This is a genomic window from Pseudomonas iranensis, from assembly GCF_014268585.2.
Lineage (GTDB): Bacteria > Pseudomonadota > Gammaproteobacteria > Pseudomonadales > Pseudomonadaceae > Aquipseudomonas > Aquipseudomonas iranensis.
In genome coordinates, this window is record NZ_CP077092.1 from 5,307,501 (window position 1) to 5,333,914 (window position 26,414).

The window sequence follows — 26,414 nt, forward strand, 5'->3', positions numbered from 1 at the left end:
AACGACGCTGACTATAACGATTGGACGTCACCGCCAGTATCAGCAATCCGAGAAAGCCCAGCGCACCAACAATAATGTAAGGACGCTTGCGTAGCTCAACGCCCAACTGTGACCAATCGAACCCGAGGATAAACGCCATATAGCTGAACAGATGCAGCGTCACATAAGCAAAACACCAAAGCCCTAACTGCCGGCGCACTGCAATCCACCCCGCCCAGCCGCTCAGCTTTTGCAGGGGAGTCATGCTCAGGGTGATCAACAGCAACACCAGCGTGCCAAGCCCGAGACGATCAACCAGCACCTTGCCCGGATCAGGCCCGAGCAGATCGGCGAACGCTTGATAGAACCACAGCAATGGCCAGACCGCCGCAGCAATGAAAACGCCCACTCGCCAGAACGGATAACGCATCAGTAGTTCTTCCGCAGATCGAGCCCTGTATATAAAGAAGCGACTTCATCCGAGTAGCCGTTGAACATCTGGGTATCGCGCACATTCGGTTTGAACAGACTGTTCGGCAGGCGCCGCTCGCGGGCCTGGGTCCAGCGTGGATGGTCGACGGTAGGATTCACATTCGCGTAGAAGCCATATTCATCGGCAGCAATGCTTTGCCAGGTGGTCTTCGGCTGCTCACTGACCAGACTGATGCGCACAATGGACTTCACGCTTTTAAAGCCGTACTTCCATGGCACCACCAGACGCAATGGCGCGCCATTCTGGTTCGGCAGTTCACGGCCATACATGCCCACCGCCAGGATCGCCAAAGGATTCATCGCCTCATCGAGACGCAAACCTTCGACATACGGCCAGTCGATCAAGGCAAAACCGGAACGCTGGCCGGGCATACTCTTGGGATCCTGCAGGGTTTCGAAACGGATGTATTTGGCTTTGGAGGTCGGCTCGACCTGCTTGAGCAAGGCCGAGATGGGAAAGCCGATCCAGGGAATGACCATCGACCACGCCTCGACGCAGCGCAGACGATAGATACGTTCCTCCAGTTGATACGGCTTCATGAAGTCTTCCAGCGCATAACGCCCCGGCTTACCCACCTCCCCGTCAATCACCACGCTCCAGGGTTCGGTTTTCAGGTCGCCAGCGTTCCTCGCTGGATCCGCCTTACCGGTACCGAATTCATAAAAGTTGTTGTAGTTCGTCGCGTCTTTATAAGGCGTGATCGCCTCGTCCTTGACGTTGACCGCCCCCCATTGAGTAGAAGGAAGCTTTTCGGCAAACCAGGCCGGAGCCTTGCCGGATTCGACATCAGAGTAGCGAGGGGCATCAGCGGCACTGGCCCAGCGCGGCAGGCTGCTCACGGCAATACCGGCAGCAGTGGCGCCGAGCAATTGGCGACGGGAGAGATAAATGGCTTCAGGCGTGACATCCGACTCATGGCAGTCGGATGCTTTGGGGATCTTGATCAACATGACAACTCCGCAGCTTTGGAGGACAGGTGCACCCATAGACTGCGGAGTATGCGGGAAATTACATCACTCGGCGTTTTTGTGACGACGAAGACGCAACAGATATTGCACCGGACCGGACGCCGCATAGGCGAGGAACACCAGCAGCAGAATGCGCGGCGGATCACTGAACACGACAGCGAATACCAGCACCACCGCCAGGATCGCCACGAACGGCACGCGACCTTTGAGATCCAGCTCCTTGAAGCTGTTGTACTTGATGTTGCTGACCATCAGCATGCCGGCCGCCGCCACCATCAAGGCCACCAGGAACGACATCTTCGAACCCTGGATGCCGTAATCGCTGAACGCCCAGACAATACCGGCCACCACACCTGCCGCCGCCGGGCTGGCCAGACCGATGAAGTAGCGCTTGTCCGCCGTGCCGACCTGGGTGTTGAAACGCGCCAGACGCAACGCCGCACCCGCTACATATATGAAGGCGACCATCCAGCCGACCTTGCCCATATCACCCAGCGCCCAGCCAAAGGCCAGCAATGCCGGCGCGACGCCGAAGGCGACCATGTCCGACAGCGAGTCGTACTCGGCGCCGAAGGCACTTTGGGTATTGGTCATGCGTGCCACGCGACCATCGAGGCCATCGAGGACCATCGCGACGAAGATCGCGATCGCAGCGAAGGCGAAATACTTGCTCGCATTCACCGAGTCGCCGGCGCTCAACGCGGCCTGGGCGCTCATCGAGTTGATGATGGAATAGAAGCCTGCGAACAGGTTGGCAGTGGTGAACAGGTTCGGCAGCAGATAGATACCACGATGCCGGACTTTACGACCTTCAGCGTCGTGCCCTTCTTCGATGTGCTCATCGATGGGCAGCAGGCTTTCGGCGTCGGAAGCCTTGTTCGGCTCTTCGGGACGTTCGCTCATGGACATTACCTTGCAACGGTTTGGAAAAAATTCGACAGAGGCTTGAGGACGACAGTTCGGCCACAAACGATGCAGCTTTATACCAGAAGCACCGGCCCAAACGAAAAAACGCGGCCGAGGCCGCGTTTTTCGTACAAGGAACGACGACTCAGTTCTTGGCTTTGTCGACGATCTTGTTGGCACCGATCCACGGCATCATGGAGCGCAGTTGCTCGCCGATGATTTCGATGCCGTGAGCGGCGTTGTTACGACGCTTGGCGGTCATCGAAGGGTAGCCGGTTGCGCCTTCGCTGATGAACATTTTGGCGTATTCGCCGTCCTGAATACGTTTCAGGGCGTTGCGCATGGCCTGACGGGATTCGGCGTTGATCACTTCCGGGCCAGTCACGTACTCGCCGTATTCGGCGTTGTTGGAGATCGAGTAGTTCATGTTGGCGATACCGCCTTCGTACATGAGGTCAACGATCAGCTTCAGTTCGTGCAGGCACTCGAAGTAGGCCATTTCCGGCGCGTAGCCAGCTTCAACCAGAGTTTCGAAACCGGCTTTCACCAGTTCAACGGTACCGCCACACAGAACGGCTTGTTCGCCGAACAGGTCGGTTTCGGTCTCGTCCTTGAAGGTGGTTTCGATGATGCCGGTGCGACCGCCACCAACGCCAGCGGCGTAGGACAGCGCAACGTTCTTGGCGTTGCCCGAAGCGTCCTGGTAGATCGCGATCAGGTCAGGGATACCGCCGCCTTTGACGAACTCGGAACGCACGGTGTGGCCCGGGGCTTTCGGCGCGATCATGATCACGTCGAGGTCGGCACGCGGAACAACCTGGTTGTAGTGAATCGCGAAGCCGTGGGAGAAGGCCAGAGTGGCGCCTTTCTTGATGTTCGGCTCGATTTCGTTCTTGTACAGCGAGGACTGGAACTCGTCCGGGGTCAGGATCATGACCAGGTCGGCAGCGGCAACAGCGGAAGCAACGTCGGTCACTTTCAGGCCGTGAGCTTCGGCTTTGGCAACGGTGGCCGAACCTTTACGCAGACCGACGGTAACGTCGACACCGGAGTCTTTCAGGTTGCACGCTTGAGCGTGGCCCTGGGAGCCGTAACCGATGATGGCAACTTTCTTGCCCTGGATGATCGACAGGTCGCAGTCTTTATCGTAGAAAACTTTCATGAATTTCCCCTTATATCCGGCCATTCAGGCCATGCGCTAATTTGGTTTAGATGCTGAGTACTTTGTCGCCGCGAGCAATGCCGGTCACGCCGCTACGGACGGTCTCCAGAATCGATGCGGTGCCGATGGACTGAATGAAGCTGTCGAGCTTGTCGCTGGTACCGGTCAATTGAACGGTATACACGCTGGCGCTGACGTCGACGATCTGTCCACGGTAGATATCGGTGGTGCGTTTGATCTCGGCGCGCTGGGCGCCAGTGGCCTTGACCTTGACCAGCATCAGTTCACGCTCGATGTGAGCGCTTTCCGACAGGTCCACCAGCTTGACCACTTCGATCAGCTTGTTCAGGTTTTTGGTGATCTGCTCGATCACTTCATCGTGGCCCACAGTGGTCAGCGTCAGACGCGACAGGGTCGGGTCTTCGGTCGGGGCCACGGTCAGGCTTTCGATGTTGTAGTTGCGCTGCGAGAACAGGCCGACTACGCGAGACAGAGCGCCGGGTTCGTTTTCCAGAAGCAGGGAAATAATGTGCCGCATGATTAAGTACGCTCCGTCTTGCTCAGCCACATATCGCGCATGGAGCCGTCTTTGATCTGCATCGGGTAGACGTGCTCGCTGGTGTCGACTGCAACGTCGATGATCACCAGGCGATCCTTCATGGCGAAGGCTTCGGCCATCTTCGACTTCAAATCTTTCGATTCGGTGATGCGTACGCCAACGTGGCCGTAGGCTTCAGCCAGCTTGATGAAGTCGGGCAGCGATTCCATGTAGGAGTGCGAGTGACGGCTGCCGTAGCTCATGTCCTGCCACTGGCGAACCATGCCCAGCACACCGTTGTTGAGGATGACGATCTTCACCGGCAAGCCGTATTGCAGGCAGGTCGACAGCTCCTGGATGTTCATCTGGATACTGCCTTCGCCGGTGACGCAGGCAACGTCGTCGTCCGGGAAGCTCAGTTTGATGCCCATCGCGGCTGGCAGACCGAAGCCCATCGTGCCCAGACCACCGGAGTTGATCCAGCGGTTCGGCTTGTTGAACGTGTAGTACTGCGCGGCAAACATCTGGTGCTGACCAACGTCGGAGGTCACAAAGGCGTCGCCCTTGGTCACTTCGCAGAGGGTTTCGATCACGGTCTGCGGCTTGATCTGGCTGCCGTCGCCCTTTTCATAAGGGAACAGGCCGCGATCACCGCGCCATTCATCCACCTGCTTCCACCAGCTGGCTACGGACTCCTTGTTCGGGGTCTCGCCGATTTCCTTGAGAATCGCGACCATTTCGGTCAGGACGCTCTCGACCGGACCCACGATTGGCACGTCGGCCTTGATGGTCTTGGAAATCGACGCCGGGTCGATGTCGATATGGATGATCTTGGCGTTCGGGCAGAATTTCGCCGGGCCGTTGATCACCCGATCGTCGAAGCGTGCGCCCACTGCGAGGATCACGTCGGCATGGTGCATTGCCAGGTTCGCGGTGTAGCTGCCGTGCATGCCGAGCATGCCGATGAACTGACGGTCAGTGCCTGGGAAAGCGCCCAGACCCATCAACGTGTTGGTCACCGGCAGGTTGAGCATTTTCGCCAGTTCGGTCAGTTGCGCGGAGCCATTGCCGAGAATCACGCCGCCGCCGGAGTACAGCACCGGGCGCTTGGCCGCCAACAACATTTCGGCTGCTTTGCGGATCTGCCCGGAGTGACCGCGAACGGCCGGGCTGTAGGAGCGCAGCTTGGCTTTTTTCGGAAAAACGTATTCGAACTTTTCGGCCGGGTTGGTCATGTCTTTCGGGATGTCGACAACGACCGGGCCCGGACGACCGGATTGCGCCAGGTAGAAGGCCTTCTTCATGACTTCCGGGATTTCCGAAGCGTGCTTGATCATGAAGCTGTGCTTCACGATCGGCCGGGAGATACCGATCATGTCGGTTTCCTGGAACGCGTCGGTGCCGACCATGGTGCTTGGCACCTGACCGGAAATGATCACCATCGGAATCGAGTCCATATAGGCGGTGGCGATACCGGTGATGGCGTTTGTGGCGCCTGGACCGGAAGTCACCAATACCACGCCGGCTTTACCGGTGGCACGGGCGTAGCCGTCAGCCATATGGGTCGCCGCTTGTTCGTGACGAACCAGGATGTGGGTCACTTCCGGTTCTTTGAACAGGGCATCGTAAACATGCAGGAGAGCACCACCCGGGTACCCGTAGATATATTTGACGCCTTCGTCACGCAAAAAGCGGACGAGCATCTCACCGCCAGATAAAAGCTCCACGTTGTTCACCTCTAAAACGCCAGAATACCGTCCACAAAAAAGGGGCGGGTCTTAATAGGTTTACTTCTCGGCAGAGCATGAGCGACGGTGGTCGCCGACTACGTCAGCACTGACTGAGCAAGTATTGGGATCGTCCCAAGTGTTGCGGGCCTTTCCCACCCAGCGCGAGGTAACGCGTTGCGGGTGTAACAGGTCGGCGCGGATGTGCGCCTCATGATCTACCGAGTGGGTCTGCTTCTGGCAGTCCCTCTACAGCGGACTTTGGATTCTTCTGTTTCGCCCTCTGCAAGTCAAGTCGTCTGTGTGGTTAATTGTGGGTAAGCACATGAGAACGCAAGAAAAAACCTGAAAAGCGCTACTCTGTTAGCGTCAATTGCGCATTTTTGCCAAGGAATCAGCATGCGAACGCTCCTCCTCACTCTACTGATCGGCCTCAGCCCATGGTGCTCGGCCGCTCAAATCTACAAATGGGTCGATGCCCAAGGCGTCACGCATTTCGATGCGCAGCCTCCGCAGGGCCTACCGTCGACGACCGTACAGACACCCTCCTCGCCCGCGCCGAAAGCTGCGCCGATGCCGGGCGGCGGCGTCCTTGGCGATCAGAAAGCCATTGATGCCAAGGTGAAGAAACAGGTCGCCGAGCAGCAGGCGCAGCTCAAGGCCTTTTGCGAGCAGGCACGCACGAACCTGGCGCAACTGCAGAACAATCCGCGTTTGCGTGAGGAGGTCGAGGGGGATGTGCGCAGGCTCGACGATACACAGCGTCAGGAACGCATCGTCGAAGCGAAGAAGCAGATTAAGGAGAATTGTTCGTAATCGTTTCGAAGGATGTGTAGGAGCTGCCGAAGGCTGCGATCTTTTGACTTGCTGGAAGAGCAAGATCAAAAGATCGCAGCCTTCGGCAGCTCCTACAAAGCTCCTACACAACCGCGTTCAGCGAGATGCAGTGATCAGCAGGTCAAACTCTTTGAGCAGCACCTGCAACTGCCGATCCTTGCCACCGAGGTTGCGCTGGGCAAAGACCATTTCCGCCATTTCCTGAATGCCCGAGGCGTTCGGCAAGGGCAGATCCTGTTCGAGGATCATCTTCATGCGCGGCAGGAAGATCCATTGCAGCCATTGCTCGAAGTCCAGCGTGTCGACCGAAAACGGCTCGACACTGCTTAGCGCTTCGGCGGACGGCTCAACCTCATCCCACCAGCCCTGGGTGCGCAGCTCGCGTTCGATCAGCAATAGCTGATCGGCGATTTTCGGGAAACGCACGTCCATCACAGGGAAACCTTGGCCTTCTGACGGGCCAGCGCAGCACCGGCGGAATCGCCTTGTTTCTCACGGGACTGAGCGATGATTTCCCACAGGCTGGCTTGCAGATCCGGACGACCGTTGGCCATGGTCAGCGCACGACGGGCGAACTGTTCGGCTTGCGGCGCATCGCCCTGGGCCATGCGTACTTGCGCCAAACGGTAAAGCACTTGTGGCTCACGCGGGGCGACACGTTGCGCCCGCTCCAGGCTGGAAGAGGCACCGTTGAGGTCGCCACCGGCCTGTTGCTGTTGCGCGGTGGTCAGCAAGGCGAGTACCGGACCGTCCAGTTGCTCATCCGCCGACAGACCGCCGCCACTGCTGGCCGAAGGAATGCCACTTGGCGTCGACGGCATGCTGTAGCTGCCGGAGTTGATCGGCGCCGACTCAACCGCCGATGGGTTGTACGGCCCCGACGTGATACCGCCGGATGCAGGCCCCGGGACGATCGGCGAAGAGCTGATCGGTGTCGACACCGCCGCACCGCCGCCCGGCACCATCACCACTACGCCGGTATCGCCTTGCGGAATCGCCTGAGTCTGGCCCTGCACCGGGCGCTTGACCGTGGTCTGGCGGAAACCGCCATTGGCACCGATGCGTTCGCTGTTGGACACGGCCGTACCCGAATCCACTACCGGAATCGAACCACGCTGTACGGTGGAGCAGCCGCTGAGCAAAGCCACGGCGGTCACCGCTGGAATCAACCACTTGTTCACTTGAAACCCTCTTTGCTTAATTCATCCAGCCCTTGACCCAGTCCATCACCGATTCCGGCGAGGCAGGTGTTTCGCTTGCACACGCGGCGCCGGGTGGCGGCTCGCTGCCGCGAATATACGGCATCTGTACCGCGCCGGGGCAGTTGGCATCCGAACCCTGGCCGGTGCGCGAATCGACCCAGGCCTGCACGACGTTGTCCGGCTGCGGCATGTCCAGCGGCAGCGGATCGGCCTTGCGCATGAAACTGGTCCAGACCTGCAACGCACCGGTGGCCCCGGTGAACGGCGTCTTGCCGTTGTCATCGCGGCCGAGCCAGACCACCGCCAGCAGATCCTGACTGAAACCGGCGAACCAGCTGTCGCGCGAATCGTTACTGGTACCGGTCTTGCCCGCCAGTGTCAGGGTCTTGGGCAGCACGTTATAAACCGAACTGCCGGTACCTTCACGCATCACCCGCTGCATGGCGTTCTGGATCAGGTAAATCGAGGCCGGGTCGAAACGCTGTTCGATCTGGAACGGATAACGCTTGAGCGGCTCGCCCTCGGCGGTCAACACGCTGCGAATGCCGCGCATCGGCGTATTGAAACCACCGTTGGCCAACGTCTGGTACATGGTCGCCACTTCGATCGGCGTCATGCCGCCAGCACCGAGCAGCATCGACGGGAACGCCGGGAACTCACGAGTAACGCCCAGGCGACCCACGGTCTTGAGCACATTCGGCACACCGACTTCCAGGCCCAGACGCGAGGTCGACAGGTTGTAGGAATGCGCCAGGCCCTGATAGAGGAACACCGTACCGTGGGAGCGGCGATCGTAGTTCTGCGGTTTCCACACCTGACCGTTGGCGCCCTTGACCGACAGCGGATCGTCCGACAGCCAACTGGTCAGCGTGTACTGGCTCGGCTTCTCCAGTGCGGTCAGATACACCGCCGGTTTGATCAAAGAACCAATCGGGCGCACCGCATCCAGTGCACGGTTGAAGCCGGCATAACTGGCCTGACGGCTGCCGATCATCGCCTGGACTTCACCGGTTTCCGGGTTGGTCACGACCATCGCCGCTTCGACGTCATCAGAGCCCTTGCGCCCGGCCAGACGCTTGAAGGTGTCGTTGACCGAGGCTTCGGCTTTCATCTGCAGAATCGGGTCGAAACTGGTGAAGATGCGCAGGCCTTCTTCGGTCAAGTCTTCGTCGCGGTAGTCTTCGCGCAACTGACGTTTGACCAGATCGATAAAGCCCGGGAACGAGCTGTCGGCGAGCTTGCCGCGAGTCGTCACACCGAGCGGCATTTTCTTCGCCGCTTCGACCTGTTCCGAGGTCGCCACGCCTTGCTGCGCCAGCACGTCGAGGACCAGATTACGCCGCTCCAGCGCGCGCTCCGGGTTGCGACGCGGGTTGTAGTAGGACGGCCCCTTGACCATGCCGACCAGCAACGCCACTTGATGCAGTTTCAGCTCGGACAATGGCTGGCCGAAGAAGAACTGGCTGGCCAGACCGAAACCGTGCACCGCGCGCTGCCCGTCCTGGCCGACAAAGACTTCGTTGAGGTAGGCCTCAAGGATTTCCTTCTTGTCGTAATGCAGTTCGAGCAGCAACGCCATCATCGCTTCGGTGAGCTTGCGGGTCAGGCTGCGTTCGCTGGTCAGGTAGAAGTTCTTCACCAACTGCTGGGTCAGCGTACTGCCGCCCTGGGTCATCTTGCCGCCAGAGGTGTTGATCCACACCGCGCGGGCGATCGATTTCGGCGACACGCCCCAGTGACTATAGAAGTCGCGGTCTTCCACGGCGATCAGGGTTTCGAGCAGGTACGGCGGCACCTGATCAAGTTTGATCAGGATGCGGTCTTCGAGATTTTTCGGGTAAATGCCGCCGATCATCAGCGGCTCGAGGCGCACCACCGACAGCTTCGAGCCGTTGGTCGCGGAGAGTTCGGCGACGTAATCGCCGGAGAAGCGCACGCGCACCGGCTGCGGTTTTTCCAGGCCTTCATAGAACTGGAAGCCACGGGTGTTCAGGTCAACCGTATTGCCGCTGACGGCGGCGGCGCCGGGGCCATTGCTCACGGCTTCGCGGCGATAGCCGAGGGCATCGAGTTCGGTGAGGAAATCGTCCTTGCTGAGCTTCTGTCCGACGAACAGCTCGAGCGGGCGCGCGTACACCTTGGCCGGGATGGTCCAGCGCTTGCCGGAGAACTTCTCCTGCACCACGGCATCGAGATAAACGGCAAAGCCGGCCAGCACTACAAGGCCGACCAGGCTGAGTTTAATGGCCCAGCTCAACCATGGGCTGAGGCCCTTGGCTGGTGGTTTTTTCTTGGTACGGGGGGATCGGGATCGAGTCATGGCGGCGGATTATACGCACTTTATCGATCCTCAACAGGCACGCGCGGAGGTTTGCGTCAGGCGGGCAAGCAGCCATAATGGCCGCCTCGAATTCCCCCGTCTCTGAAGGATCGCCCGTGAGCCAGTCCCTGATCGCTGCCCTGCAAAACCCGGCCCTCTACCCGCATCCCGTCGAAGGGTTTCAGGTCATCGAAACCCACATTTCGTGGGTGATTCTCACCGGCCCCTTTGCCTATAAAGTGAAGAAGCCGGTGAATTTCGGCTTCCTCGACTTCACCAGCCTCGACGCACGTGCGCATTTCTGCGCTGAAGAGCTGCGCCTGAACCAGCGTCTGACCGCTGATTTGTATCTGGACGTGTTGCCGGTAACCGGCAGCGTCGAAGCACCACAACTGGGCGGCGAAGGCCCGGCTATCGAATACGTGCTGAAAATGCGCCAGTTCCCGCAGAGCGGCTTGCTCAGCACCCTGCAAGCCAATGGCGAGCTGACCACTCAGCACATCGATGCACTGGCCGAGCAGATCGCCCATTTCCATCTCAACGCCCCGAAAGTCCCGGCTGAACACGATGCTGGTACACCGGACAGCGTGATGGCGCCGGTCGCGCAAAACTTCGAGCAGATCCTGCCGTTCCTCAGCGACAAGAACGATTTGCTGCAACTTGAGGCATTGAAAGCCTGGGCCGAAAGCAGCTTCGAGCGCCTCAAGCCCCTGTTCGCCGAGCGCAAGGCGCAAGGTTTCACCCGTGAATGCCACGGCGACATTCACCTGGGCAACGCCACGGTCATCGACGGCAACGTGGTGATCTTCGACTGCATCGAGTTCAACGAGCCATTCCGTTTCACTGATGTCTGGGCCGACACCGGCTTTCTCGCCATGGACCTGGAAGACCGTGGTCTGAAGTCACTGGCACGTCGCCTCGTCAGCCAGTATCTGGAACTGACTGGCGACTATCAGGGCCTGGAAGTGCTGAACTTCTATAAAGCCTACCGCGCGCTGGTGCGGGCCAAGGTGGCATTGTTCAGCATGCCGGCCGACGCGACTGCGGTGCAGCGCGCCACCACCCTGCGCCAGTACCGCAACTACGCCAACCTGGCGGAAAGCTACAGCACCATTCCTTCGCGCTTCATGGCCATTACCCACGGTGTTTCCGCCGTCGGCAAGAGTCACGTGGCCATGCGTCTGGTCGAAGCGCTGGGCGCGATTCGCCTGCGTTCCGATGTCGAGCGCAAGCGCCTGTTCGGTGAGCAGACTGTTGCCAACGATGTGCAGGCCGGCATTTACAGCGCCGATGCCAGTACCGCGACCTACGCACGCCTGCATGAAATCGCCGAGGTGATCCTGCACGCCGGCTTCCCGGTAGTGATCGACGCGACTTACCTCAAGCGTGAGCAGCGCGACAACGCGGCGAAGATTGCCGAAGCTACTGGCACGCCGTTTTTGATCCTCGACTGCAACGCCCCGCAAGCGGTAATCGAGAGCTGGCTGGCGATGCGTCAGGCCGACCAGAAAGATCCGTCCGACGCCACCCTCGCCGTGATCGAAGCGCAACAGGCCAATCGCGAAGCGTTGACGCCGGAAGAAATCCTGCGCAGCAAACGCGTGCAGACCAATGAATCCGGCACGCTGGACACCGTAGTCGCGCAGATCCGTCAGCGTCTGCCGGGTCTGTAAAAAACTATTTCGGCCGTGAAGCCCTCGCTCGCTTCACGGCCGGCAAATAGTGGCACTATACTGGCGTCATAAAACCAACAGGTGATCTGACATGAGCCAGCCAAAACTGCTCGACACTCCGCTTTACGCCCTGCTGCACAAAGATGACGTCGCAGGCTTCAACAAGGAACGCCCACAAGATGGCCCGATCGACATGGTCGGCGGCGATTTCCGTGGCCTCGACCTGCGCGAGCTGAACGCCGACGGCGTGGATTTCCGCGATGCGTACTTCCGCTCCGCCGATCTGCGCGGCATCGACTTCCGCAAGGCTTCGCTCGAAGGCGCCAGCCTGGCCCATGCGCAGATTTCCGGGGCGTACTTTCCGCCGGAGCTGAGTGCTGACGAGATTCTGATGTCGATGAATTTCGGCACGCGGTTGCGCTATCGCACCCGCTGAAATCTGGAAATCTTCCTGACACCACGCCTTGCCTCTGTGGGAGCGAGCCTGCTCGCGAAGGCGTAGTGTCAGTTGATATCGATTGTGTCTGATACGCCCTCTTCGCGAGCAGGCTCGCTTGTACATTGCTAACCGCCTAACTCGCTTCCCTCTGCGTTCGCAGCCCCTTTACCGCCCTTTCTTAGAAGCTTTTGCGTCGAATCCGACCAAACAACCACGCTTTTCCTACTGATGGCTACACTGCTGAGAAGCTCGCCCACGCACCATTCGGCCGTCGCAAGGAGGCTTGATGAATGATGAACTGCAACACCTGAAAAATCTTGGCAAGACATCAGCGCAATGGCTGCATGCCGTGGGCATCCACAGCGCCTCGGACTTGCGTCGCCTCGGTGCAGTGGATGCCTACCGGGCCGTGCGTACTCGGGGGTTTCGCGCATCGAAGGTGTTGTTGTATGCGATCGAAGGCGCGTTGATGGACGTGCACTGGAACGATATCCCCGCCGAGCGCAAGGACGCCTTGAACAAACAGCTCGAAGCCATTTCCGCGCGCCACAAGAACTGAACAGGCGCTGACGCCATGTATTTACTGGGGGAACAATCGGCCCACGCCGACGCATTGATCAATCGCTTGCAGAGTCTTCCTGGGCAGTGGCTGCAGGATTTGTCGCCGTGCGCGCCGGTCATCGAGCTGGACGCTACGGACGATCTGTTTGCACAGGTGCCGAGCGATCAGTTGTTTCTGCTGAGCGAGGGCGTGGTACATGGCTGCATCGCGGGCCGTGCGCTGTTCTACTGGCAGGAAGGTGATCTGCTCGGCCTGCAACGTGGCGAGCAATGGAGCGACTGCCGCATTTGCAGCGACAGCGCTGTGCGCCTGGTGCCCTATGGGCGCGCTGAGGTTTTGCAGCATTTGTATGCCGACCCTGATCGAGCGGAGCAGTTGCTGAGCTATCTGCTCGGGCAAATGGCGCTGCTCGCCCACGCCGTGGCCGAGCTGAAACCTCGGGAGTTTCGCAGCACCAACGGCTTCAAACGCGTTGAGGCGGGCGCCGTGCTGATTCAACAGGGCGATGCAGCGGATCATGTCTTCGTGATTATCGACGGGCACGCCGAGGCATTTGTTGACGGGCACAAGGTCGGTGACGTGCCGAAGGACGAAATTTTCGGCGCCATGGCGTTGTTTACCGGCGAGCCGCGCAACGCCACGGTAGTCACGTCAGAGCCGAGCACGGTGATGTTGATTCCCGGTGATCAATTTTTGAGCATGACCCGCAGCAATCCGAAGATCGCCCATAGCCTGATTGAGGGCATGGCTCGACGCATCGGCCAGTTGAATCGCCAGATCACGCAGCTGACGACGCAGCGCACCTAGCGCAAAACCCTTTATTCACAGGGCCTGACCACTGCTCGCAAAACTAAATTACAGATTTGCAAAATCAGCGGTTGACGCGGTAATGAGAATCGCTATGATTATCACAACTGGTCGCGAGATCAGTCGATATTCTGAAAAGCCCTTGGTTCGGACTCTCAGATTATCTCCTCATCAGGCTAATCACGGTTATTTGACCCGGTTTTTTACCGGGTCTTTTTTTGCCTGTGGAAAAGTCATTTGGCGAACTGTTGTCGCATCTGCTCGCAGTAATCCGGCTTCGGCGTGGCCGGCGTGTACCAGACGTAATCGGCCATCGCCGCCGATACCGCAGCGCCCTGCTCGGCCAGCATCAATACGATCGGCGCCGTGCCAGCGCCGAGATCCGACAGATGCAGCGGCACGCCGACATCCTTGCGCGCATGCCATTCACCGGCCAGCAGAATCGAAGGCATCGGCGCCGCCAGCATGCGTTCGGCCATGCGTCGATCACGCTGTTGCTGAATTGCCAACATCGCCGGCATCTGTGATTCGGGCAGCAGGCCGCAGTGGGATTCACTGATTTGCCCAAGCAAAGTATTTTTAACCGAAAGCAAATTGCTGCGCGGACCGTTCAGAGTCGGTGCATTGCGGTAAAACGCGCGGATTTCGCTGTCATCGAGATTGGCCGCCAGCAGCGGATACGGCTGCGACAGGGCAAAGCGCACGATCGGCCCGTAAAGGTTCCAGTCCCAGCCCTCTTGCCAGGCCAATGCCGCGGGCAGGTCTGCCGGAACGGATTTCGACTGGCGTGCCGCATCGACTTTCGCTTGTTGAACCGGCGAGAGCATTTCCAGCAGCAGACTGCCTTGCGTTCGCTGCTCGCCGAGCTCCTGCAACAGCCACAATTGCGCAGCATGATGATCGGCGTTGTCGTGCTGCTCACCGATGATCAAACGCTCAGGCTCAGCCAGACGCGTCAGCAATTGCTGCGCCGTAAGTACCTCGCCGCTGCGCAGATCGCGGATATCAGCGCCCACCGGCGGAACCGCCACGTGCTGACACCCCGCGAGCAACACCAGCGCCAACAACCACAATCCACGCATGCGACACCTCGATGATTGATCAGCGGGCGATGATCAGCGGATGCCCACGCTCCGGGTGCGGCTGCACCAATACCTCCAGACCGAACACCGCTTTGAGCGTATCCGGACGCAGCACCTGCTGTGGAGTATCCAGCGCAACCGGGCGCCCCTCCTCCAGCAACAGCACACGATCACAATAGCGTGCCGCCAGATTCAGATCATGCAGGATCACCAGCACCGCCGCGCCACGATTGGCGAACTCGCGCACCGCCTGCAAGGTGGTGTGCTGATGCAGCGGATCGAGCATCGATGTCGGTTCGTCGAGCAATAAGCTTTGCCCGGCCTGGCCCGGCCAGAGTTGCGCCAGCACCCGCGCCAGATGCACGCGCTGACGCTCGCCACCGGACAACGCCAGATAGCTGCGCCCACTCAGGTGCCCGGCATCGGCGGCGGCCAGCGCTGCCGCGACGATTTCGTCATCACGTACGCGCCCGGTCTGGTACGGCAAACGGCCCATGCCGACGACCTCTTCCACGGCGAAGGCAAAGTCCAGCGTTGAAACCTGCGGCAACACCGCCAGTCGTTGTGCCCGCTGCGTTCCGCTCCAGTGGCTCAACGCCTGACCTTCGAGCGAGACATTGCCGTCACTGGCGGGCAACTCACCACACAATGCCCCAAGCAACGTGCTTTTGCCGGCGCCGTTCGGTCCCAGCACGCCAAGCACTTGACCGGGTTCGAGCCTGAGCGTGACTCCACTGAGTACAGCTTTGCGGCCACGGCGGACATGCAGATTGTGCGCAGACAGCATCAGGCACGCCCTCGCAGCAGCAGATAAAGAAAGAACGGCGCGCCGATAAACGCAGTAACAATGCCGATCGGCAACTCCGCCGGCGCCAGCGCCAGACGCGCCACCAGATCGGCGAGCAATAACAGGCTCGCACCGGCCAGCACCGAGGCTGGCAACAGAACTTTGTGATCCGGGCCGGCCAGCAGGCGCACCAGATGCGGCACCACCAGCCCGACAAAACCGATCAGGCCCGCCGCCGCCACCGCCGCGCCGACACCCAGCGCGGTGCAGAACACCAGTTCGCGCTTGAGCCGTTCGACATCGATGCCCAGATGACCGGCCTCGGATTCACCGAGCAACAAGGCATTCAATGCCTTGGCCCGACGCGGCAGCCACAGCGCCACGCCGATGGTGATGATCAGCAGTGGCCACAGCCGCGCGTAACTGGCGCCGTTGAGGCTGCCCAGGTTCCAGAAGGTCAGGGTGCGCAGCGTGGCGTCATCGGCCAGATAGGTGAACAGACCGACCGCCGAACTGGCCAGCGCCGTCAGCGCGATACCGGCCAGCAACATGGTCGCCACATGAGTCTGACCGTTGCGCCGGCCCAGCCGATAGACCAGCGCCGTCACCCCGAGTCCGCCAAGAAACGCACACACCGACAACAGATACGGCCCGAACCACTCCGGCAGGCCGTCAAAGAACGTGCCGCCGACAATCGCAATCGCCGCGCCGAGTGCCGCGCCACTGGACACCCCGACCAGTCCCGGGTCCGCCAGCGGATTACGAAACAGACCTTGCATCGCCACGCCGGACAGCGCCAGCACGCCGCCGACCGCCAAGCCGAGCAAGGTTCGCGGCAGGCGGATCTGGCCGAGAATCAGCTCAGCCTGCTCTAACCCTTGCGGCGCCAACGGCACGCCGATCAGACGCAGCGCCGCGCGCAAGGTATCGAACAGCGGCAGGCTCACCGGCCCCAATGCCAGCGACAGCCAGATCGTCAGCAGACACAGCAAGGTCAGGCCGATAAACAAGCCACGGGGTTTGACCAGTGTGGTCATTGGCCGCCCTTGGCCGGGTAGAAGCCATCAGTCAAGGTTTGCAAAGCAGCCGGCAACCGCGGCCCGAGACCGCCCACCAGCAGCGTCGGATCCAGCTCCATTACCCGCCCGCTCTTGGCAGCACGGCTGGAATTGAGGATCGGGTTTTCCTTTAACAATGCCGCTTTCGCGGTCTCGCCGGTCAGCGCACGGTCAGCGAACACCAGCACTTCGGGATCGAGGCTGGCGAGGGATTCGACAGAAAACGGTTTGTAGCCGCTATGCGTCGCAAGGTTGTGCCCGCCAGCCTGTTGCAGCAACCAATCGGCTGCGGTGTCCTTGCCGGCGATCAACGGCTTGCCGCCAGCGTGCCCGAGCAACAGCAACACGCCCGGAGCTTTCTGCGTGGTCTGCACTTGGGCAACGCGCGCTTTCTGCGCCTGGAGCTGCTGTTGATAACTCTGCAGCAGCTGCGCTGCCTGGCTTTGTGCGCCGAGCAACTGGCCCAGATGGGTGACATTCTTTTCCAGTGTCGGCAGATCAGGCTGGGCTGAAAACAACTCGACCTTGACCTGGGCCGCTTTGACTTGCGCCAGAACCGGCGGCGGGCCCATTTCTTCGGTACCGACCAGAATGTCCGGGCGCAGGCTCAAGATGCCTTCGGCCGACAGGCTGCGCTGATAACCGATACTCGGCAGCGCCTGCAACGATTCGGGATGTTGGCTGGTGGTGTCGACCCCGACCAGCTTCGACTCGCCGCCCAACGCGCTGACCCATTCCGACAGCGCACCGCCGGCGCTGACCCAGCGTTGCGGTAAATCCGCTGCGCTCGCCTGATGGCTGAGAAAAAGGCCGACGCACAGTACGGCAACGCGGGTTTTCAGGCGCATACGCAGCTTCCTTGAACAAGGTTTCCCGGGCATCGGCGCAGCGAGCCAAGTATCCTCGGCAACGGCCAGACTCCCTGTGGGAGAAGGTCGCCATTTGATAATTGTTTGCATTTGAACGTCAAGCTCGGACATATCCAGACACGAGCGGACATTTGAGGATAGCCATGAAGTTTCTCTGCGCCGGCAGTGAGCTGGCTGAAGGTGGCAGTCGCGGTTTCGTTATCGAAGGCAAAAAGCTTTTCGCCGTGCGTCGTGGCGGGCAGGTCTATGCCTATTTCAATCGCTGCCCGCATCGCGGCGTCGGGCTGGAATGGCAGCCCGACCAGTTTCTCGACCCAAGCAACAGCCTGATCCAGTGCGCCACCCATGGTGCACTGTTTTTGATCGAGGACGGCGAATGCGTCGCCGGACCCTGCGCCGGGCAGTCGCTCACGGCAATTGAATGCCGGGAAGATACACAAGGCGTGTGGGTCGACGTTTAACCGTTTAGCCGCACGTCGAGTCGGCGGTCGATGACCATTTCTTCGTGGTCAAGGCGCACACCGTAGGCCAACACCTCAACACCGCAGGCGACCGCTTCACGCAGCGCCTCGGCGTAAGCCCAATCGATTTCCTCGGCCGGGCGCACGGCATCGATGCCGGTGAGGTTCACGCAGTACAACTGCACCGCCCGAATGCCGTCGCGCGCCAGATGCGCCAGCTCGCGCAGATGTTTGGCGCCGCGCTGGGTCACCGCATCGGGAAACGCCGCCACCGCCGTGCCGTCGAAGCCGAGGGTGACGCTTTTGACTTCGACATACGCCGGGCCGCTGGGGTATTCGAGGCGGAAGTCGATGCGACTTTTTTCCTGTCCGTAGGCAACCTCACGCTTCAACGCGGTAAAGCCGTTCAACTCGGTGATCACGCCCGCCTGCAAGGCTTCTTCGACCAAGCCGTTGGCGCGCCCGGTGTTGACGCAAAACAGCCGGCCCTGCGGGGTTTCGCCAATTTCCCAAGTGCCGGGCAGTTTGCGTTTCGGGTCATTGGAGCGACTGAACCAGACCTGCCCGCCCTCGACCTGGCAATTGAGCATCGAACCGGTGTTGGGGCAGTGAATGGTCAGCAATTCGCCGCTAACGGTTTCGATATCGGCGAGAAAACGCTTATATCGGCGAATCAGCCGCGCTTCTTCCAGAGCAGGATAAAAGCGCATCAGCCTTGCCAGCTCTTCAAGCCGCGCGCAATGCGCTCAACCGCTTCCTGCAAACGTGCGAGGTTCTGTGTGTAAGCGAAACGCACGTGATGGCCGGCCTGATAACGACCGAAATCCAGTCCCGGTGTGAAGGCAACGTGCTCGGTTTCGAGGAAATGTCGGCAGAACGCGAAGGCATCACCGCCGAAACGGCTGATATCGGCGTACAGATAAAACGCGCCTTCCGGCTCAACGGCGATGTTGAAACCGAGTTCACGCAGCGCCGGCAGGAGGAAGTCGCGACGGCGCGCAAACTCGGCGCGGCGCTCTTCGAGAATCGCGATGGTGGCTGGCTCGAAACAGGCCAGCGCCGCGTACTGCGCCATGCTCGGCGCACTGATGTAGAGGTTCTGCGCGAGTTTTTCCAGCTCGCTGACCGCCGCGTCCGGCGCGACCAGCCAGCCCAGGCGCCAACCGGTCATGCCGAAATACTTGGAGAAACTGTTGAGGACAAAAGCGCTGTCATCAACTTCCAGCACACTGGCGGCATCAGTGCCGTAGGTCAGGCCGTGGTAGATCTCATCCACCACCAAGTGCCCGTGCCGTGCCTTGATCGCTGTGGATAATCCGCCCAGTTCATCGCGGGTCAGCAAAGTGCCCGTCGGGTTGGCCGGCGAAGCGACAAGGGCGCCGACACTGTCGTGATCCCAATGCCGCTCGACCAGATCCGGGGTCAGTTGGTAACGCACCTCCGGCCCGACCGGCACCAGTTGCGCCGCGCCTTCGACCAGCCGCAAGAAATGCCGATTGCACGGGTAGCCCGGGTCGGCGAGCAGCCAGTGTTTACCCGGATCGACCAACAGGGCACTGGCCAGCAACAGCGCGCCGGAGCCGCCCGGCGTGATCAGAATCCGCCGTGGGTCGATATTCAGGCCGTACCGCGATTGGTAGAAACCGGCGATCGCCTCGCGCAGTTCGGGAATGCCACGGGCGGCGGTGTAACGGGTCTTGCCGGCGCTCAACGCAGCTTGTCCGGCGCGGATGATCGGCTCGGCGGTGGTGAAGTCCGGCTCGCCGATTTCCAGATGGATCACGTCGTGGCCTTCGGCCTGCAATTCATTGGCCCGCGCCAGCAGCGCCATCACATGGAACGGTTCGATCGCACGACTGCGCGCACTGTAGGGGCCCATTGGAATGCCTTTGACGGAAAAAAGAGACGATTCTACCTGTCTGCCGGAACGAGCGAGAACCCGTGAAGGTCACAGCCTCAAGAACGCTGGACTGTAACGATCTGAACGTACGCTCCAGGATTGACTAAAATCAGTGATTGAACAGGTCTCCCTTCCCACAGACACGGCTTGTCAGACATCTGCAAGCGCCACCCGCCGGGGGCTCGACATCCGGGAGTAGCGCAGGCTGATTTGATCTGGTAAGTTCGCCCGCTTGCAGCCGCAGGGCCGGCAGGTGTCGGTGATGGAGCAATCCTGCGCAATGGATTACAAGAGTAGAGGCGGTCTATTTCATGTCCACCCAAGCAAAGCAACAGCAGAAAGACACGATCAGCGGCTTCGAACCTTATGTTTCGAAGGCGGGTGAAGAGTACATGGGCGCTCCAATGCGCGCGCACTTCACCAAGATCCTGAACAAGTGGAAACTGGACTTGATGCAGGAAGTCGACCGCACGGTTGATCACATGAAAGACGAAGCGGCCAATTTCCCTGACCCGGCCGACCGTGCCAGCCAGGAAGAAGAGTTCGCCCTCGAACTGCGCGCCCGCGACCGCGAGCGCAAGCTGATCAAGAAAATCGACAAGACGCTGCAACTGATCGAAGACGAAGAGTACGGCTGGTGCGAGTCCTGCGGCATCGAGATTGGCGTCAAGCGCCTCGAAGCCCGTCCGACAGCGGATCTGTGCATCGACTGCAAGACCCTGGCGGAAATCAAGGAAAAGCAGGTCGGCAAGTAATCTCGACCTGAACGAAAAACGGAGCGTGCGAACGCTCCGTTTTTGTTTCTGTGTTTTGCCCGCGGAACCTGCTTCTGCCTCTGTGGGAGCGAGCCTGCTCGCGAAAGCGTCCCTTCAGACAGCTCATTATTGACTGACACAGCGCTTTCGCGAGCAGGCTCGCTCCCACAGGGGTAACCTGCTTAAATTCTGAATAGCCTTTATCGCCTCCATGACTGCCAAATCCCCCGCCTACATCGGCCGCTTCGCCCCCACCCCCAGTGGCCACCTGCACTTCGGTTCGCTGGTCGCTGCGTTGGCGTCTTACCTCGACGCCCGCTCCGTCGGTGGGCGCTGGCTGGTGCGCATGGAAGATCTCGATCCGCCGCGCGAAGAGCCCGGTGCACAAGCGGCGATTCTCAAGGCGCTGGAAAGCTACGGTTTCGAATGGGACGGCGAAATGGTCCGCCAAAGCGATCGACACGCGGCTTATGCCGAAGTGCTCGATAGCTTGTTCAATCATGGCCTGGCCTACGCCTGCACCTGCTCGCGCAAACAACTGGAGCCCTATCACGGGATTTATCCGGGGTTTTGCCGCAATGCCGGACATGAACAGCACGACGCCGCGATCCGCCTGCGCGTGCCGGAGCTGGAATACCACTTCATTGATCGCGTGCAGGGCGAATACCGCCAGCACCTGGGCCGCGACGTAGGCGACTTCGTCATCCGTCGGCGCGATGGTCTCTACGCCTATCAACTCGCGGTGGTACTCGATGACGCCTGGCAAGGCATTACCGATATTGTGCGTGGCGCCGATCTGCTCGATTCGACGCCGCGTCAGCTGTACCTGCAAGAACTGCTCGGTCTGAAACAGCCGCGTTATCTGCACTTGCCGCTGATCACCCAGCCGGACGGCAACAAACTCGGCAAGTCCTACCGCTCGCCGCCGCTCGAAGCCGATCAGGCCACGCCGTTGCTGCTGCGGGCCTTGCGCGCGCTGGGGCAGAATCCCGGCACCGAACTGGCTCACGCTTCGCCGCGCGAACTGCTGGCCTGGGGCTGCGCGCACTGGGATGCCGAAAGGATCCCGCGCACACTGACCCTGCCCGAAGCGCAACTGCAATGACGACACTTGCAGTCGCGCGCCCATCCGTTACCATCGCCGCACGTTTTCGGGCACGCGCATAAAAAAGAGAGGCCGGGATGTACATCTATCGCTTGGTCCTGCTTCTGGTCGTCGGGATCTACCTGTTCTCCCCCGCCATCATGGATTGGTGGATCGACGCGACGGGCGCCTGGTATCGCCCTTATCTGCTCTGGCTGATCCTGATTGTCGTGACCTTCATCCTGCAGAGCCAAAAAGATGCCGATGAGCTTTAGCCTGACCCAGATGATCCTGATCAGCGCCGCGTACCTGGCGGCGTTGTTCGGCGTTGCCTGGGTCAGCGAACGGGGCATGATCCCGCGCGCGATCATTCGCCACCCGTTGACCTACACCCTGTCGCTGGGGGTTTACGCCAGTGCCTGGGCGTTCTACGGCACGGTGGGCCTGGCCTATCAGTACGGTTACGGCTTTCTGTCCAGTTATCTCGGCGTGTCCGGTGCATTCCTGCTGGCGCCGGTGCTGCTCTATCCGATCCTGAAGATCACCCGCACCTATCAACTGTCGTCGCTGGCCGATCTGTTTGCCTTCCGCTTTCGCAGTACCTGGGCCGGTGCGCTGACCACGATTTTCATGCTGATTGGCGTCTTGCCATTGCTTGCCTTGCAGATTCAGGCCGTGGCCGACTCGATCGGCATTCTCACCGGCGAACGTGTGCAGAGCCGCGTGGCGCTGGCGTTCTGTGCGCTGATCATTCTGTTCACGATTTTCTTCGGTTCCCGGCACATCGCCACGCGCGAGAAACATGAAGGGCTGGTGTTCGCGATTGCCTTCGAATCAATCATCAAACTGATCGCTCTCGGCGGCGTTGGCCTGTACGCGCTGTATGGTGTGTTCGACGGCCCGCAACAGCTCGAACTGTGGCTGCTGCAAAACCAGACCGCCCTCGCCGCCCTGCACACGCCGTTGCAGGAAGGTCCGTGGCGCACGCTGCTGCTGGTGTTCTTTGCCTCGGCGATCGTGATGCCGCACATGTATCACATGACCTTTACGGAAAACCTCAACCCGCGCTCGCTGGTCAGCGCCAGTTGGGGCCTGCCGTTGTTTCTGCTGTTGATGAGTCTTGCCGTACCGCTGATTCTCTGGGCCGGGCTGAAACTCGGCGCCACCACCGACCCGGAATATTTCACCCTCGGCATCGGCATTGCCGCCAACAGCAAACCGCTGGCTTTGCTCGCCTATGTCGGTGGCCTGTCCGCCGCCAGTGGCCTGATCATCGTCACCACCCTGGCCCTGTCGGGCATGGCGCTGAACCATCTGGTGCTGCCGCTTTATCAACCGCCGGCCGAAGGCAATATCTACCGCTGGCTGAAATGGACCCGTCGGGCGCTGATCGTGGCGATCATCATGGCCGGCTTCGGCTTCTACCTGATGCTCGGCGTCGAGCAGGATCTGGCCAACCTCGGCATCGTCGCGTTCGTGGCGACCCTGCAATTTCTGCCCGGGGTGTTGTCGGTGTTGTACTGGCCCACCGCCAACCGCCGCGGCTTCATTGCCGGTCTGCTGGCGGGGATCACGGTCTGGGTGGTGACCATGCTGCTGCCGCTGGTCGGCAATCTGCAGGGCTTCTATATCCCGCTGCTGAACATGATCTACGTGCTCGACGACACCAGTTGGCACATGGCGGCCATCGCCTCGCTGGCGGCCAACGTGCTGATGTTCACCCTGATCTCACTGTTCACCAACGCCAGCCCGGAAGAAGCCAGCGCCGCCGAAGCCTGTGCGGTGGATAACGTGCGGCGCCCGCAACGCCGCGAACTGCACGCCGCCTCGCCGCAGGAATTCGCCACGCAACTGGCCAAACCGCTCGGCGCCAAGGCTGCGCAGAAAGAAGTCGAGCAAGCGCTGCGCGACTTGTATCTGCCCTTCGATGAACGCCGGCCGTATGCCTTGCGCCGGTTGCGCGACCGCATTGAGGCCAACCTGTCCGGCCTGATGGGCCCGAGCGTTGCGCAGGATATGGTGGAAACCTTCCTGCCCTATAAGGCTGGCGGCGAAAACTACGTCACCGAAGACATTCACTTCATTGAAAGCCGTCTCGAGGATTACCACTCGCGCCTCACCGGCCTGGCCGCCGAGCTCGATGCCCTGCGCCGCTACCACCGCCAGACCTTGCAGGAACTGCCGATGGGCGTCTGCTCGCTGGCCAAGGATCAGGAGATCCTGATGTGGAACAAGGCGATGGAAGAGCTGACCGGCATCGCCGCACAGCGAGTGGTCGGTTCTCGCTTGAGCACCATCGCCAACCCGTGGAAAGAACTGCTGCAAGGCTTTATCAACCTGCCCGACGAGCATTTGCACAAACAGCATCTGGCCCTCGATGGTCAGACCCGCTGGCTGAATCTGCACAAAGCGGCAATCGACGAGCCGTTGGCCCCGGGTAACAGTGGCCTGGTGTTACTGGTCGAGGATCTGACCGAAACGCAGATGCTCGAAGATAAACTGGTGCATTCCGAACGGCTGGCCAGCATCGGTCGACTCGCAGCGGGTGTGGCCCACGAAATCGGCAACCCGATCACCGGCATCGCCTGCCTGGCGCAGAACCTGCGCGAAGAGCGCGAAGACGACGGCGAGCTGACGGAAATCAGTGGGCAGATTCTCGAGCAGACCAAACGCGTCTCGCGCATTGTCCAGTCGCTGATGAGCTTCGCCCATGCCGGCAGCCATCAGCACAACGACGAACCGGTGTGTCTGGCCGAAGTCGCGCAGGACGCCATTGGCCTGCTGGCGCTGAACCGGCGCAACTTCGAAGTGCAGTTCTACAACCTGTGTGATCCCGACCATTGGGTCGAAGGCGATCCGCAACGGCTTGCCCAGGTGCTGATCAATCTGCTCTCCAACGCCCGCGACGCCTCGCCGCCGCACAGTGCGGTACGGGTCAAGAGCGAAGCCGGCGAACACACGGTCGATCTGATCGTCGAAGACGAAGGCAGTGGCATTCCGTCGAGCATCATGGACCGATTGTTCGAACCTTTCTTCACCACCAAGGATCCTGGTGAAGGCACCGGTCTGGGCCTTGCACTGGTCTATTCCATCGTTGAAGAGCATTATGGACAAATCACCATCGACAGCCCGGCTGATGTACAAAGCCAACGCGGCACCCGTATCCGGGTGACCTTACCGCGTCATGTCGAAGCGACGTCCGCTGTGAACTGAGACCGTCGAGAGTATCGAATCAATGCCGCACATTTTGATCGTCGAAGACGAAACCATTATCCGCTCCGCCTTGCGCCGCCTGCTGGAACGCAACCAGTACCAGGTCAGCGAAGCCGGATCAGTGCAGGAAGCACAAGAACGCTTCACCATTCCTACGTTCGATCTGATCGTCAGCGACCTGCGCCTGCCGGGCGCTCCGGGCACCGAGCTGATCAAGCTCGGGCAAGGCACACCGGTGCTGATCATGACCAGTTACGCCAGCCTGCGCTCGGCGGTCGACTCGATGAAAATGGGCGCGGTCGATTACATCGCCAAGCCGTTCGACCACGATGAAATGCTCCAGGCGGTTGCGCGGATCCTGCGCGATCGCCAGTCGGCGCCGGCTGCCGGCGAAGCCACGGCGAGCAAGCCTGCCGCCGGCAATGGCAAAGCCGCTGTGGATAACAGCAATGGTGAAATTGGCATCATCGGCTCCTGCCCACCGATGCAGGACCTGTACAGCAAGATCCGCAAAGTCGCGCCAACCGATTCCAACGTGTTGATTCAGGGTGAGTCCGGTACCGGTAAAGAACTGGTGGCCCGTGCCCTGCACAATCTGTCGAAACGCGCCAAGGCGCCAATGATTTCGGTGAACTGTGCGGCGATTCCGGAAAGCCTGATCGAGTCCGAACTGTTCGGCCACGAGAAAGGCGCGTTCACCGGCGCCAGCGCCGGTCGCGCTGGTCTGGTCGAAGCGGCGGACGGCGGCACCTTGTTCCTCGATGAGATCGGCGAACTGCCCCTCGAAGCCCAGGCTCGCTTGCTGCGGGTTCTGCAGGAAGGCGAAATTCGCCGCGTAGGTTCGGTGCAGTCACAGAAAGTCGATGTGCGCCTGATCGCTGCAACTCACCGCGATCTGAAGAGCCTGGCGAAAATCGGTCAGTTCCGTGAAGACCTTTATTACCGTCTGCACGTGATTGCTCTGAAGCTGCCGCCGCTGCGCGAGCGTGGCGCCGACGTCAACGAAATCGCCAATGCCTTCCTCGCTCGCCAGAGCGCGCGGATCAATCGCACCGACCTGAAATTCGCCGCCGATGCCGAACAGGCGATCCGGCACTATTCCTGGCCGGGTAACGTGCGTGAGCTGGAAAACGCTGTCGAGCGCGCGGTGATTCTCAGCGAAAGCCCGGAGATCTCGGCCGACCTGCTGGGCATCGACATCGAGCTGAGCGATCTCGAAGACGACGAGTTCATCGGTCTGCCGCCGCAAACCGGCGGTAACGCCAGCAACAGCAGCCATGAGCCGACCGAGGATCTGTCGCTGGAGGATTACTTCCAGCACTTCGTCCTCGAGCATCAGGACCACATGACCGAGACCGAACTGGCACGCAAACTGGGCGTCAGCCGCAAATGCCTGTGGGAACGCCGCCAGCGTCTGGGCATTCCACGGCGCAAGACCGGAGTCGCCAGCGAGAGCTGAGCGTTACCCACCGCGTGCGCGGGTAACGCATGACAATGTGAAAAAACTGTTACCGCAGTCGATTCACGTAACAGAAGCCGGGGTTATCGGTAACGAAACCCCGGCTTTTTTTCGCCCCTGCAAAACGGTTATA

General features: G+C 60.4%; 26 protein-coding genes (1 of these 26 only partly in view). 11 read left to right on the forward strand and 15 right to left on the reverse strand.

Features of this window, described 5'->3' with window-relative positions; all coding sequences use genetic code 11:
- The 6 genes from msrQ to HU724_RS23905 form a co-directional block, all read right to left on the reverse strand.
- On the reverse strand, positions 1-409 hold the 5' portion of the coding sequence (gene msrQ / locus HU724_RS23880) for a protein-methionine-sulfoxide reductase heme-binding subunit MsrQ (RefSeq protein WP_186569353.1). Its footprint begins 215 nt before the window's first position; only the first 409 of its 624 coding nucleotides appear in the window; the start codon lies at positions 407-409; its stop codon lies beyond the left edge, outside the window.
- Positions 409-1,422: a protein-methionine-sulfoxide reductase catalytic subunit MsrP gene (msrP, locus tag HU724_RS23885; RefSeq protein ID WP_186569354.1), complete on the reverse strand. Its 1,014-nt coding sequence runs from the start codon at positions 1,420-1,422 to the stop codon at positions 409-411. Before msrP ends, msrQ begins: the two co-directional genes overlap by 1 nt.
- 63 nt (positions 1,423-1,485) lie before the next feature.
- The gene (gene pssA / locus HU724_RS23890; RefSeq protein WP_016773182.1) at positions 1,486-2,343 is read right to left on the reverse strand and encodes a CDP-diacylglycerol--serine O-phosphatidyltransferase; all 858 of its coding nucleotides are present in this window, start codon (positions 2,341-2,343) and stop codon (positions 1,486-1,488) included.
- Positions 2,344-2,491: 148 nt separating this feature from the next.
- Positions 2,492-3,508: a ketol-acid reductoisomerase gene (gene ilvC / locus HU724_RS23895; protein WP_003228216.1), complete on the reverse strand. Its 1,017-nt coding sequence runs from the start codon at positions 3,506-3,508 to the stop codon at positions 2,492-2,494.
- Positions 3,509-3,554: 46 nt separating this feature from the next.
- Positions 3,555-4,046 carry an acetolactate synthase small subunit gene (gene ilvN, locus HU724_RS23900; RefSeq protein WP_003176102.1) on the reverse strand — a complete coding sequence of 164 codons (492 nt, stop codon included), beginning with the start codon at positions 4,044-4,046 and terminating at the stop codon, positions 3,555-3,557.
- A 2-nt stretch (positions 4,047-4,048) separates the two neighbouring features.
- Positions 4,049-5,773 (reverse strand): acetolactate synthase 3 large subunit, encoded by a 1,725-nt coding sequence (locus tag HU724_RS23905; protein WP_065616944.1) that lies wholly within the window; start codon positions 5,771-5,773, stop codon positions 4,049-4,051.
- 399 nt (positions 5,774-6,172) lie between these two features.
- On the opposite strand from HU724_RS23905, the gene HU724_RS23910 reads away from it, so the two are divergent.
- On the forward strand, positions 6,173-6,589 hold the full coding sequence (locus tag HU724_RS23910; RefSeq protein ID WP_122506706.1) for a DUF4124 domain-containing protein: 417 nt from the start codon (positions 6,173-6,175) through the stop codon (positions 6,587-6,589).
- Between the two features lie 117 nt (positions 6,590-6,706).
- On the opposite strand, the gene HU724_RS23915 is transcribed toward HU724_RS23910, so the two are convergent.
- Genes HU724_RS23915 through mrcB form a run of 3 tightly spaced genes read right to left on the reverse strand, consistent with a single transcriptional unit; the run spans position 6,707 to position 10,132 of the window.
- Positions 6,707-7,042: a YqcC family protein gene (locus HU724_RS23915; RefSeq protein ID WP_016773180.1), complete on the reverse strand. Its 336-nt coding sequence runs from the start codon at positions 7,040-7,042 to the stop codon at positions 6,707-6,709.
- Positions 7,042-7,791 (reverse strand): tetratricopeptide repeat protein, encoded by a 750-nt coding sequence (locus HU724_RS23920; RefSeq protein WP_016773179.1) that lies wholly within the window; start codon positions 7,789-7,791, stop codon positions 7,042-7,044. The genes HU724_RS23915 and HU724_RS23920 overlap by 1 nt, the downstream gene beginning before the upstream one ends.
- A 16-nt stretch (positions 7,792-7,807) precedes the next feature.
- Positions 7,808-10,132, reverse strand: a complete 2,325-nt coding sequence (gene mrcB / locus HU724_RS23925) for a penicillin-binding protein 1B (RefSeq protein WP_186569355.1) — start codon at positions 10,130-10,132, stop codon at positions 7,808-7,810.
- 116 nt (positions 10,133-10,248) lie between these two features.
- Between mrcB and HU724_RS23930 the strand changes: the two genes are divergently transcribed.
- The 4 genes from HU724_RS23930 to HU724_RS23945 all read left to right on the forward strand — a co-directional run bounded on the left by HU724_RS23930 (position 10,249) and on the right by HU724_RS23945 (position 13,613).
- On the forward strand, positions 10,249-11,805 hold the full coding sequence (locus HU724_RS23930) for a bifunctional aminoglycoside phosphotransferase/ATP-binding protein (RefSeq protein WP_186569356.1): 1,557 nt from the start codon (positions 10,249-10,251) through the stop codon (positions 11,803-11,805).
- A gap of 91 nt (positions 11,806-11,896) precedes the next feature.
- Complete coding sequence (locus tag HU724_RS23935) at positions 11,897-12,241, forward strand: pentapeptide repeat-containing protein (RefSeq protein WP_039761605.1); 345 nt, start codon at positions 11,897-11,899, stop codon at positions 12,239-12,241.
- A gap of 289 nt (positions 12,242-12,530) precedes the next feature.
- Complete coding sequence (locus tag HU724_RS23940; protein ID WP_016773175.1) at positions 12,531-12,803, forward strand: TfoX/Sxy family protein; 273 nt, start codon at positions 12,531-12,533, stop codon at positions 12,801-12,803.
- A 15-nt stretch (positions 12,804-12,818) separates the two neighbouring features.
- On the forward strand, positions 12,819-13,613 hold the full coding sequence (locus tag HU724_RS23945; RefSeq protein WP_186569357.1) for a Crp/Fnr family transcriptional regulator: 795 nt from the start codon (positions 12,819-12,821) through the stop codon (positions 13,611-13,613).
- A 233-nt stretch (positions 13,614-13,846) separates the two neighbouring features.
- Here the strand turns inward: HU724_RS23945 and HU724_RS23950 are convergent, their stop codons facing one another.
- From HU724_RS23950 to HU724_RS23965, 4 genes are read right to left on the reverse strand one after another with little or no spacing between them, the layout of a single operon-like run.
- Complete coding sequence (locus tag HU724_RS23950; RefSeq protein WP_186569358.1) at positions 13,847-14,695, reverse strand: ChaN family lipoprotein; 849 nt, start codon at positions 14,693-14,695, stop codon at positions 13,847-13,849.
- Positions 14,696-14,714: 19 nt separating this feature from the next.
- A complete protein-coding gene (locus tag HU724_RS23955; protein ID WP_437180366.1) occupies positions 14,715-15,485 on the reverse strand; it encodes a heme ABC transporter ATP-binding protein in 771 nt (256 codons plus the stop codon).
- On the reverse strand, positions 15,482-16,465 hold the full coding sequence (locus tag HU724_RS23960) for a FecCD family ABC transporter permease (RefSeq protein WP_186569400.1): 984 nt from the start codon (positions 16,463-16,465) through the stop codon (positions 15,482-15,484). Before HU724_RS23960 ends, HU724_RS23955 begins: the two co-directional genes overlap by 4 nt.
- Before the next feature lie 50 nt (positions 16,466-16,515).
- Entirely contained in the window at positions 16,516-17,388 is an 873-nt protein-coding gene (locus HU724_RS23965; RefSeq protein WP_186569360.1) for a heme/hemin ABC transporter substrate-binding protein, read from the reverse strand.
- 164 nt (positions 17,389-17,552) lie between these two features.
- Between HU724_RS23965 and HU724_RS23970 the strand changes: the two genes are divergently transcribed.
- The gene (locus HU724_RS23970) at positions 17,553-17,870 is read left to right on the forward strand and encodes a Rieske (2Fe-2S) protein (protein ID WP_073475450.1); all 318 of its coding nucleotides are present in this window, start codon (positions 17,553-17,555) and stop codon (positions 17,868-17,870) included.
- On the opposite strand, the gene sfsA is transcribed toward HU724_RS23970, so the two are convergent.
- Together sfsA and HU724_RS23980 are read right to left on the reverse strand one after the other, a co-directional pair.
- Entirely contained in the window at positions 17,867-18,580 is a 714-nt protein-coding gene (gene sfsA, locus HU724_RS23975) for a DNA/RNA nuclease SfsA (RefSeq protein WP_024014329.1), read from the reverse strand. The two genes, HU724_RS23970 and sfsA, sit on opposite strands and share 4 nt — an antisense overlap.
- Entirely contained in the window at positions 18,580-19,749 is a 1,170-nt protein-coding gene (locus HU724_RS23980; RefSeq protein WP_071173620.1) for a pyridoxal phosphate-dependent aminotransferase, read from the reverse strand. Before HU724_RS23980 ends, sfsA begins: the two co-directional genes overlap by 1 nt.
- A gap of 332 nt (positions 19,750-20,081) precedes the next feature.
- On the opposite strand from HU724_RS23980, the gene dksA reads away from it, so the two are divergent.
- The 5 genes from dksA (at position 20,082) to HU724_RS24005 (ending at position 26,281) form a co-directional block, all read left to right on the forward strand.
- Positions 20,082-20,525, forward strand: a complete 444-nt coding sequence (gene dksA / locus HU724_RS23985) for an RNA polymerase-binding protein DksA (protein WP_016773167.1) — start codon at positions 20,082-20,084, stop codon at positions 20,523-20,525.
- Between the two features lie 211 nt (positions 20,526-20,736).
- The gene (gene gluQRS, locus HU724_RS23990; protein ID WP_186569361.1) at positions 20,737-21,630 is read left to right on the forward strand and encodes a tRNA glutamyl-Q(34) synthetase GluQRS; all 894 of its coding nucleotides are present in this window, start codon (positions 20,737-20,739) and stop codon (positions 21,628-21,630) included.
- A 77-nt stretch (positions 21,631-21,707) separates the two neighbouring features.
- Positions 21,708-21,884 (forward strand): hypothetical protein, encoded by a 177-nt coding sequence (locus tag HU724_RS23995; RefSeq protein WP_003176118.1) that lies wholly within the window; start codon positions 21,708-21,710, stop codon positions 21,882-21,884.
- A complete protein-coding gene (locus HU724_RS24000) occupies positions 21,868-24,822 on the forward strand; it encodes a sensor histidine kinase (RefSeq protein ID WP_024014332.1) in 2,955 nt (984 codons plus the stop codon). The genes HU724_RS23995 and HU724_RS24000 overlap by 17 nt, the downstream gene beginning before the upstream one ends.
- Before the next feature lie 22 nt (positions 24,823-24,844).
- Positions 24,845-26,281 (forward strand): sigma-54-dependent transcriptional regulator, encoded by a 1,437-nt coding sequence (locus tag HU724_RS24005; RefSeq protein WP_039761623.1) that lies wholly within the window; start codon positions 24,845-24,847, stop codon positions 26,279-26,281.
- Positions 26,282-26,414 lie beyond the last annotated feature (133 nt).

What these genes read in the sequence shown, in the direction of transcription:
- HU724_RS23945 (WP_186569357.1), top strand. Translation starts at nt 12,819, where the DNA reads ATGTATTTACTGGGGGAACAATCGGCCCACGCCGACGCATTGATCAAT.
- gluQRS (WP_186569361.1), top strand. Translation starts at nt 20,737, where the DNA reads ATGACTGCCAAATCCCCCGCCTACATCGGCCGCTTCGCCCCCACCCCC.
- HU724_RS23970 (WP_073475450.1), top strand. Translation starts at nt 17,553, where the DNA reads ATGAAGTTTCTCTGCGCCGGCAGTGAGCTGGCTGAAGGTGGCAGTCGC.
- dksA (WP_016773167.1), top strand. Translation starts at nt 20,082, where the DNA reads ATGTCCACCCAAGCAAAGCAACAGCAGAAAGACACGATCAGCGGCTTC.
- HU724_RS23940 (WP_016773175.1), top strand. Translation starts at nt 12,531, where the DNA reads ATGAATGATGAACTGCAACACCTGAAAAATCTTGGCAAGACATCAGCG.
- HU724_RS24000 (WP_024014332.1), top strand. Translation starts at nt 21,868, where the DNA reads ATGCCGATGAGCTTTAGCCTGACCCAGATGATCCTGATCAGCGCCGCG.
- HU724_RS23910 (WP_122506706.1), top strand. Translation starts at nt 6,173, where the DNA reads ATGCGAACGCTCCTCCTCACTCTACTGATCGGCCTCAGCCCATGGTGC.
- HU724_RS24005 (WP_039761623.1), top strand. Translation starts at nt 24,845, where the DNA reads ATGCCGCACATTTTGATCGTCGAAGACGAAACCATTATCCGCTCCGCC.
- HU724_RS23995 (WP_003176118.1), top strand. Translation starts at nt 21,708, where the DNA reads ATGTACATCTATCGCTTGGTCCTGCTTCTGGTCGTCGGGATCTACCTG.
- pssA (WP_016773182.1), bottom strand. Translation starts at nt 2,343, where the DNA reads ATGAGCGAACGTCCCGAAGAGCCGAACAAGGCTTCCGACGCCGAAAGC.
- HU724_RS23915 (WP_016773180.1), bottom strand. Translation starts at nt 7,042, where the DNA reads ATGGACGTGCGTTTCCCGAAAATCGCCGATCAGCTATTGCTGATCGAA.
- sfsA (WP_024014329.1), bottom strand. Translation starts at nt 18,580, where the DNA reads ATGCGCTTTTATCCTGCTCTGGAAGAAGCGCGGCTGATTCGCCGATAT.
- HU724_RS23935 (WP_039761605.1), top strand. Translation starts at nt 11,897, where the DNA reads ATGAGCCAGCCAAAACTGCTCGACACTCCGCTTTACGCCCTGCTGCAC.
- ilvN (WP_003176102.1), bottom strand. Translation starts at nt 4,046, where the DNA reads ATGCGGCACATTATTTCCCTGCTTCTGGAAAACGAACCCGGCGCTCTG.
- HU724_RS23980 (WP_071173620.1), bottom strand. Translation starts at nt 19,749, where the DNA reads ATGGGCCCCTACAGTGCGCGCAGTCGTGCGATCGAACCGTTCCATGTG.
- HU724_RS23965 (WP_186569360.1), bottom strand. Translation starts at nt 17,388, where the DNA reads ATGCGCCTGAAAACCCGCGTTGCCGTACTGTGCGTCGGCCTTTTTCTC.
- mrcB (WP_186569355.1), bottom strand. Translation starts at nt 10,132, where the DNA reads ATGACTCGATCCCGATCCCCCCGTACCAAGAAAAAACCACCAGCCAAG.
- msrP (WP_186569354.1), bottom strand. Translation starts at nt 1,422, where the DNA reads ATGTTGATCAAGATCCCCAAAGCATCCGACTGCCATGAGTCGGATGTC.
- HU724_RS23950 (WP_186569358.1), bottom strand. Translation starts at nt 14,695, where the DNA reads ATGCGTGGATTGTGGTTGTTGGCGCTGGTGTTGCTCGCGGGGTGTCAG.
- ilvC (WP_003228216.1), bottom strand. Translation starts at nt 3,508, where the DNA reads ATGAAAGTTTTCTACGATAAAGACTGCGACCTGTCGATCATCCAGGGC.